The 8,631-nt window shown below is 57.3% G+C and carries 7 protein-coding genes; all 7 read right to left on the bottom strand.

Translation table 11 applies throughout. The features are described from left to right. Positions 1–1,693, bottom strand: a 1,693-nt coding sequence (locus ACXJ5O_RS13110) for a dipeptide ABC transporter ATP-binding protein (RefSeq protein WP_457300269.1), incomplete at its 3' end; no start/stop codon positions are given. Then, positions 1,686–2,564 carry an ABC transporter permease gene (locus ACXJ5O_RS13115; RefSeq protein WP_457300270.1) on the bottom strand — a complete coding sequence of 293 codons (879 nt, stop codon included), beginning with the start codon at positions 2,562–2,564 and terminating at the stop codon, positions 1,686–1,688. The genes ACXJ5O_RS13110 and ACXJ5O_RS13115, both read right to left, overlap by 8 nt. After that, positions 2,561–3,514: an ABC transporter permease gene (locus ACXJ5O_RS13120; protein WP_457300274.1), complete on the bottom strand. Its 954-nt coding sequence runs from the start codon at positions 3,512–3,514 to the stop codon at positions 2,561–2,563. Before ACXJ5O_RS13120 ends, ACXJ5O_RS13115 begins: the two co-directional genes overlap by 4 nt. A 66-nt stretch (positions 3,515–3,580) precedes the next feature. Further along, entirely contained in the window at positions 3,581–5,245 is a 1,665-nt protein-coding gene (locus ACXJ5O_RS13125; RefSeq protein WP_457300275.1) for an ABC transporter substrate-binding protein, read from the bottom strand. 167 nt (positions 5,246–5,412) lie between these two features. Continuing rightward, positions 5,413–6,597: a mandelate racemase/muconate lactonizing enzyme family protein gene (locus tag ACXJ5O_RS13130; protein WP_457300271.1), complete on the bottom strand. Its 1,185-nt coding sequence runs from the start codon at positions 6,595–6,597 to the stop codon at positions 5,413–5,415. Position 6,598: 1 nt separating this feature from the next. Further along, positions 6,599–7,705 carry a mandelate racemase/muconate lactonizing enzyme family protein gene (locus ACXJ5O_RS13135; RefSeq protein WP_457300272.1) on the bottom strand — a complete coding sequence of 369 codons (1,107 nt, stop codon included), beginning with the start codon at positions 7,703–7,705 and terminating at the stop codon, positions 6,599–6,601. Between the two features lie 48 nt (positions 7,706–7,753). Beyond that, positions 7,754–8,500, bottom strand: a complete 747-nt coding sequence (locus ACXJ5O_RS13140; RefSeq protein ID WP_457300273.1) for a GntR family transcriptional regulator — start codon at positions 8,498–8,500, stop codon at positions 7,754–7,756. Positions 8,501–8,631: the final 131 nt, after the last annotated feature.

Consider the following 8,631-nt stretch of genomic DNA (forward strand, 5'->3'; position numbering starts at 1 on the left):
GATCCGACAGATAGCGAACCACAGCCAGATCGTGCGATATAAAGATATAACTCACGCTCTCTTTCATCTGCAGATCGGCAAGCAGATTGAGAATTGCCGCCTGGACCGAGACGTCAAGTGCGGATGTGGGTTCGTCGCAGACGACAATCCGAGGATCACCGGCAAAGGCGCGGGCGATTGCCACCCGCTGTTTCAAGCCGCCGGAAAGCTGGCGCGGTTTCACGCTTAAATGTCGCTCTGTCAGCCGAACGGAATGAACGAGATCGACGAGGCGCGAGCGTAATGCTGGTCCGCTAAGACCCGCGAGTGTGTGCAGGGCACGCCCCATGATGTGCCGGATAGAATGCGACCTGTTGAGCGCCGAATCCGGGTTCTGGAAAACGATCTGCATCGCCTTCACCTGATCGGCAGTTCGGCTTTCGAGCTTGGGGGCAAGCGGTTTGCCCTCAAGCTGCATGGTACCGCCGGCATCGGCAGGAATAAGCCCGAGGAGCAGGCGGGCGAAGGTCGTCTTGCCGCTTCCGGATTCGCCAACAAGACCAAGCGTCTGACCCGGCAGGAGATCGAGCGACACGTCGTTCACCGCCCGCAAGGCGTGGCCATGGCTGGCGTAGGTCTTGTTCAGTCCTTCAATTCGCAAGACAGGTTCGAGCAAGGCGGCCACGGACGAGGTTGAGATATTGCCGGGTGTCGTTYGTGGTAGCGACTGGGCTTTCTCGTGATAATGGCAACGGGACAGCCGCCCGCCAAGATCATGCAGCGGCGGCAGTTCATTGTGGCACCTCGCGTCGGCGAGCGCGCATCGGTCAGCGAAAGCGCAACCAATGATTGTCGCGCCGGGGGCTGGAAGGAATCCCGGAATTGTATCCAGCCGTATCTGATCCTTGCGCAGTCCGCCTCGCGGCAGGCAACGGAGCAATGCAACCGTATAGGGATGCCGGGGATTGTTGAAGACTTCCTCCGTTGGCCCCTCTTCCACCAGCATACCGGCATAAAGCACACCGACCCGGTCGCACATGCGCGAGACAACAGCGAGGTTGTGGCTGATAAAAAGGATAGAAGCCGACAGCTCCTGTCGAAGCCTGGCAATCAGATCGAGCACTTCGGCCTCGACTGTCGCGTCGAGCCCTGTGGTCGGTTCGTCGAGGATCAGCATCGTCGGGTCATTCGCGAGCGCCATGGCGATACCGACGCGCTGTTGCATGCCGCCCGAGAGCTGGTGCGGATATCGCTGCATCACCCGTACTGGATCGGAGATGCGCACCCTGCTCAGCATGGCAATCGCATGGTCCGAAGCCATTTGTCCGGAAATGCCGCGCAATTCGAAAATCTCGGTCAGTTGCGGTCCGATACGGATGGACGGGTTGAGCGCCTTGCCGGGATCCTGATAGACCATGGAAACACTTTCGGCGCGCATCCGACGCAGCGCTTCGCCGTCGAGCTTCATGACGTTCTGGCCCGCTAGAAAGATTTCTCCCACGGTGATGACGCCATTCCTCGGCAGGTAGCGCACGACTGAAAGCGCAACTGTGGACTTTCCACAGCCCGACTCACCAACGAGACCATAGGCCTCTCCAGGACGAATAGTCAGGCTCAGGTCTCGAAGCACTGCCCGATTGCGCCGACCCACACGGTAAGCGACGGAAAGGTTGTGCAGTTCAAGCGCGTTGTCCTTGATGGTGGGTTCAGTCATTGAGAGCTCCCTGAACTCCGTCGGCCACCAGATTGACGCCGATGACGAGCGAAGCGATGGCAAGAGCGTCGAACAGCACGGTCCACCAGAACCCGCCCGCGATCATTCCGTAATTACTGGAAATACTCAGGCCCCAATCGGGCGAAGGAGGCTGGATGCCAAAACCCATGAAACTCAAGGTCGCAACCGCAAAGATTGCGTAACCGAGGCGGACAGTCGTCTCAACGAGGATCGGCGGCACCACGTTGGGCAAGATCTCGACGAACATCGTGTGCAATGCGCTTTCGCGGCGCAGTTGCGCGGCCGCCACATAGTCGAGTTCGCGTTCGGAAAGCACCGCCGAGCGAACCGTACGAGCAATGATCGGCGAAAAACTCAGGCCAATGACAATGATCACCGTGGACTTGGAAGTACCGAGCGCAACGATGGCAAGAAGGGCAACGATTACAACCGGGATCGCCATGAACGCTTCGAGGACACGACTGATAATGTCATCGACTAAGCCGCGGAAATAGCCGGTAAAAAGGCCGAGTGTCGTGCCTGCGACCGTAGCCAGCAATGTAGCAAGCGGAGCCACGGTCAGAATGTCGCGAGAGCCGACGATGACGCGCGAGAAGACATCGCGGCCAAGCTGATCGGTTCCGAACCAATGTTCTGCCGAAGGTGGCATGAGCGAGTTGATGATGTCATCCGCCAGCGGATCGTAGGGCGTGAAGTGTTCGCCGAACAGCGCGCAGACGACCCAGAAAAGCACGATCACGAGTCCGGTCAGGAATGACCCGGAAAGGCTGAGTGAGACCAGTACTTCAGCCACGGGGCCGCGCGTGCTGGAACTCGGCAGCTCGGGTTGTTTGGCTCCGATTGCGCTCATTGTTCTGCCCCCAACCGAATACGCGGGTTTAGGACTGAATAGAGAACGTCGGCACCCAGCGTCGCGACGGAATAGACGATACCGATTGTCAGAATACCGGCCTCGAGGATCGGAAAATCCTTGCCGCGCGCCGCCGTGAAGATCAGCGAGCCTATCCCCTGGTAGCGGAACAATGTCTCGACAACGACCAGACCGCCGATCAGATACCCGGTTTGCGTGGCGATAACAGTGATTGTTGGAAGAAGCGCGTTGCGCAGGACATGCCGCCATATGACGACGCGCCAAGGCAGTCCCTTGAGGACGGCGGTTCGCGTGTAATCGGAATCGAGCGCCTCGATCATGCCGGAGCGTGCCATGCGGGCGATGTAGCCGAACAGCACCAGGAAAAGTGGAAGCGCCGGCAGGATCAGATAGTAAATCTGCGTGAAAAATCCCGCGTTCTTTGGCCACGTGGCGGCTATCGGCAGCCAATGCAGCCAGACGCCGAAAATCAGGATGAAGATGATGCCGGTAACGAATTCCGGCAAAACCGTTGCCGACAGTCCACCGAGACTGATGATGCGATCAATGGGCCGATTGATGTTCAAGGCTGCGATTATGCCGCCGAGTATTCCCAATGGCACGACCATGACGAACGCGACGAGTGCCAGCTTCATGGAATTGCCAAGCGCGTCGATGACGAATGGCGCCACCGGCGCCCTGAAGATATAGGACGTTCCCATATCGCCCTGGACGAAACTTGAGATCCAGTCCCAGTATTGCACGAGAAGCGGCCGATCAAGACCAAGCGAATGGTTGAGCGCGTCGACGGCGCGGATGTCGGCGAGTGGTCCCAATATGGCGCGGCCGACGTTTCCGGGCAGCACCTGACCGCCCAGAAACACCATGATGCTGAGCAGGAACAGCGTCACAAGCGACAAAGCAATGCGTCTTAACAGGAAGGGGAGAATGGCTGCGCTCCTTGGTTAGCCAGCTCCCACGGGAGCTGGCTGTTGCAGGAAGTCCGTTCCTCCCGGTCAGGCCTTCGACGCGCGGTCGAGATAGTTCTGTGACATCGCGGTCGGTTGCACTCCCGTGACCCCCTTTGCCGTAGCAGTCAGATAGTCAAAGAAATAACCGAAGATGACAGGCGTTTCCTCCAGAAGCAGGCGCTGGATCTTGCCGGCCGTCTGTTTCTGACTTTCAAGGTCAAGAGCCGCAATGTAGCCGGAGACCAACTGGTCATATTCGGCATTCTTGAAGTGCGCCGAATTCCACGTTCCATCGCTCTTCAGAGGTGCCGACAGATAGACATTCGGAACGCCCCGATGGCCATAGTCGGTGATACCCATGACCGAATCGAGCCAGTTGGACTTGCCGAAAACAGCGTCGCCGTAATATGCGCCCTGATCGAGGATGGTGAGTTCGAGATCAATCCCGATTTCCTTGACCGCGTTCTGAATGAGAACTGCATATTCCGGAATTTCCAGATAGCGCTCCGTCGTCAGCGTGACCTTGAAGCCTTTGCCGACACCTGCAGCTTCCATCAACTGTTTGGCCTGCGTCATGTCCTGCTGACGCTGCGCGACGCTCGTATCCGTCGAAGGGAAGACTGGAGCAAACGGACTATCATTACCGAGCGACGCGCGTCCCCGCATCAATCCCTTCTGCAGTTTGTTCCGGTCAATGCTCAAGGCGATAGCGCGGCGCACACGCGCGTCCTTGAACGGATCCATGTCCGTGCGCATGTGGACCTGGTGATGTGCGACTGACTTGAGGCTGAGAATTTCGACATTCGGATCGTTAAGCAGAGCAACACCCGCTAAGACCGGAAGTTGGTTGATGACGTCAACCTGTCCGCCCTGTAGAGCGAGGATCATTGGCTGGATATCGCCAAAGAAGGTGAATTCCGTACGCTCCGGCAGCGCCTTTTCGCCCCAGTAGTCATCGTTTCTGACAAATGAAGCGCCAACCTTCGGCGTATATTTTTCGAGCTTGAACGGTCCTGTCGCGTTGAAATTCTTTTCGAAATCGCCCTTGTAGTCTTTGGGAACGATAACCGCATTGTAATTGTCGGAGGATACCAGATACGGGAAGCTGCCGTTCGGGGCGTCCAGATGGAACTCGACCGTATAGTCGTCGACTTTTTTCGTCGCGCCCTTTCGCAGGAAGCCGGTGAATACGGACAACGCATTGGAAGAGTTGGCGGGATCGGCGAGCCGGTCAATGCTGGCCACCACGTCGTCGGCCTTCATCTCGCCGCCGCTGTGGAACTTGACGCCCTTGCGCAGGGTGAACGTCCAGACATCGCCCTTGTCGTTAGGTTTCCAGCTCTCCGCCAGCATTGGCTTCAACACGAGATCCGGACCGTCGAGGCAGAGAAATTCGCCAACCTGTTGCAACATCAGCAGTCCGCCGGCGTCGGCAACGCTGACTGGTGCTATCGCTGCGGCAGGAACGCTGCTTGCAACGCGGATGGTTGCGCCTGGAGTTCCCTGCGCGCGGGCCAGACCCGGCATACCGCCGAAACCTGCGGCGAACCCGACGCTTCCGAGAAAGGGCAACGACAGACCGAGCAGGCTGCCGTGACGAATGAATTCGCGACGGCTGACCCTGCCGTCAACAAGCCCGTCGATCAGATGATTTTCGAGATCAGTCCGGCCACGCCGGAGAATGTCGAGAATTCGGTAATTCTTCATGATTTTTGGTCTTCCCCTGTGCTCTGGTTTTTAGCGGACGACTATTTCCCGGCGCCTTGGTCGCCGACTTGCCGGTCCGTCCAAGCCCGACACGATTAAAATCCCGTTTCCTCCGATTGTCGACGCTCCCGGTCTTCAACGCCGGTATTTTGTACGAAACAAATCATTCCTTAGTTCAAGGGCAGGCGACGGTATGTTCTCGGTTTTGCCGGATCATGATATTTGTTCTTCGGGCCTTTCTCCACGTAATCGCGGTGGCAGGCTGCCAGTCTGTCGCGTACCAATGTTACGCCGAGACCCGGGCCTTCCGGGACAGCGACCACATTGTTGCGGGGCGAGAATGGCCCGCCTTCGATGACGTCAGTCAGTTGCATGCGAAACAGCGATTGGTTGGGCTCCCTGATCCAGCCGAACGCAGCGCATAGATGAAGATATGCGGCGCTGCCGATACCGGAGTCACCACTATAGCACCAGAAATCGATCGCGGCGTGTTCGCAAGCGCCAATGAAGCGGATGAGCCTGCCAATTCCGCCATGTACTGCCGGATTGCCGACGATTGCATCGGGTACCCGTAACTCTATGGCACGGGCAATGTCGATATTGTGTGTCGAAAATGGAATCGAGCAATGGCGGCGCAATTCGCGCATTTCTTCGATCGTCGCGACCGGGTCCTCCCAGTTGCGAACGTTGAGTTCTTGCAGCGGACGTACCAGTTGGCGTGCTGTCGCAAGCGAATAGGCCTGATTGGAATCGATGCGCAGCATCACATCGTTGCCCAGCTTCTTTCGAATAAGTTCGAGCATTCGCAGGGAGACTTTCGGGTCCTCGGTCGAGAACTTTCCTTCAAAGAAGGTAGTCCCATATGTCTCGTGTAGTTCCACGCAATAGTCTGCAACTTCCTCGGCGGTCTTCTCGCCTCTCTTCTCCGGTCCGTCTCCGCGCAGCGAGAAATAGTCTGTGAATGGTATCTCCTTGCGCACGGCGCCACCAAGCAGCTGGTAGAGCGGCTGGTTCCAGGCCTTGCCACGCAGATCCCATAGCGCCATCTCGATCGCCCCGAATGCCATGATGCGATTGCGGTCATTGATGCTTTGAACGCCGGTCCAAAACGGCAGACAAACATTTTCCGCACCGGTGATGTCGAAGGCGTCACGCCCGATCAGCCGCGGCGCCAGCGTGTCCGTAATGATCGCAGCGGCCGCTGCACTTGGTGCTTCACCAAGCCCGATCAGCCCATCTTCTGTCTCGACTTCGACAATTGTCGGCGAAAACCCGTCGAGTTCGCCAAACACCCAGACGTATGGTGCTTCGAGTGTGAGGTTGATGGGCGTTGCTGTGATGCGGCGAATCTTCATGTCATTGGCTCAATTCGAGAAAAGGCTTACCGAGCAGGCCCGGGTCGACATCGATGCCAAGGCCGGGACCATCGGGAATACCCATCCGGCTGCCGATGACAGGCGGTGCGTTCCTGGCCGTACGGACGGTGACCCATTCATGAAAGGCGATGGCGTGCAGTCGCCGTTCCTCTGGCGTTGAGAGCGACAGATGCGCCATGGCAGCGGTGTCGATTTCTGCTCCGCCCGTATCCTCGACAGTGACCATAAAACCCAGATCGACCGCGAGATCGCGGATCTGGCGTGTTTTGGTCACCCCTCCCAGACGGGAGATTTTCAATGTCAGCCCGTCGGCAGCGCCTTTGCGATGAATATCCAGCATCTCCTCAAGCGAGGTGACGGATTCGTCGAGCACCATGGGTTTGTTGAGTGAACGCCGAACCGAAAGACAATCATCAATCGTGACGCAAGGCTGTTCCATCGTGTAGTCGATTTCCCGCGTCGCATCGGCGAATTGCCGCGCCTGATACGCGGACCAGCCGGCATTGGCATCGCAAAAGATGACTGTGCCTTTCGGAACCGACGAGGCGACCGCGGTGACACGTTCGATATCGTCATGAACGTTGCCACCCACCTTGACCTGGAGACGGTGGAAGCCTTCGGAGACTATTATTTTTGCATTGGCAATCATCGCGTCAACAGGGCCGTGGGTGACGACCCTGTATAGATCAGCCATATCGCTTTCCCTGCCACCGAGCAGGGTGACAAGCGACACGTCTGCCGCACGTGCCGTCAGGTCCGAACACGCCATGTCCAAAGCGGATTTGATATAGGGATGGCCCTTGAATACCGTATCCATCAGCCTGTTGATCCGGGCTAGCGCACGCGGATCCTGCCCAAGAAGATGCGGCGCGATCTCTATCACACCGGCCTGAGCGCCGGCAGCAAAGGCAGCCGAGTAAAAATTTCCCAAGGGAGCCATTTCGCCCCAGCCCGTGAGTCCGGTATTCGAACTCATCGATACGATGACCGCGTCAAATCCATCCGCTCCGCGCCCCTTTGACATGTTGTAGCGGCCATCAACGAAGGGCTGCATCATACGATAGGCTTTGATGGTCTTGATATACACGGCTTATTCGATCCTATGGTTGGTAAATGGAAGAACAGCCGGCCAGCGTTACCAGCAATCAGGCGCCGGAGTTTTAACCTTTCCGCCGGCCGAACGCYCAACCGGCTCACTACCGGCGTTTCGTTTCTCAAGGCTTCTTGCGAAGGCAACAAGCTCCTCGAAGTCGAGGCCGATGTGCGCGCGGGCATGGCGCTGGGCAGCCTTCATGTTGTTGCCTTTGAGCAGCCGCGCATATTCGTCATGGACGTCCACCGACGGAACTGGCTCGTTTCGCGCACGCTGATGCAGGGCAAAATACATCTGCAGCCGGCTCGTCAGGCGCTGCCATGTGTCGAGCAGCAATGAATGATCCGCCCACTCATAGATCAGTCCGTGCAGTTGGAGCGCGGTTTCGATCTGCCGGGTCGTATCCTCTTCGCGTGTAGCCTGTTTGACAGCATCATGGCGACGGTCGAGCTCGTCAAAAAACTGCTCTGTCCTGTTGGGCCAGGTCTTTTCGATGGCGAACTCGTCAAGCACCTGATTGAGCGAATAGGCCTCTTCGATATCCTTGGCCGTAACCTCGATGACAAAGGTACCCGCGTATGGAATGCTGGTAAGGATACCTTCCTGAACCAGTTCCCGCATTGCTTCGCGCAGGGGCGCTCGACTGACCCGCATTTGCTCGGAAATGCGAAGCTCGTTCAGCTTCTGTCCCGGCTCAAGCTTGCCGGTGAGGATAGCTCGTCTGAGCAAAGAGACAATCTCTGCACGCCGCGTGGTATCAACTATCGGATCAAAATCAGTTCCACTCATTGGCTGAAAATCCTGTGCGCATATTTAGAAAATCAGATTGTCGACAATATTGCAATAACAAATCTCGTAGAATATGGTTTGCCTTTCTCCCTGTGTTCCGGAGTTTGACGTGACTCTCACTGCCTCCATTC

The organism is Phyllobacterium sp. P5_D12, from assembly GCF_054049495.1.

What these genes read in the sequence shown, in the direction of transcription:
- ACXJ5O_RS13115 (WP_457300270.1), bottom strand. Translation starts at nt 2,564, where the DNA reads ATGAGCGCAATCGGAGCCAAACAACCCGAGCTGCCGAGTTCCAGCACG.
- ACXJ5O_RS13130 (WP_457300271.1), bottom strand. Translation starts at nt 6,597, where the DNA reads ATGAAGATTCGCCGCATCACAGCAACGCCCATCAACCTCACACTCGAA.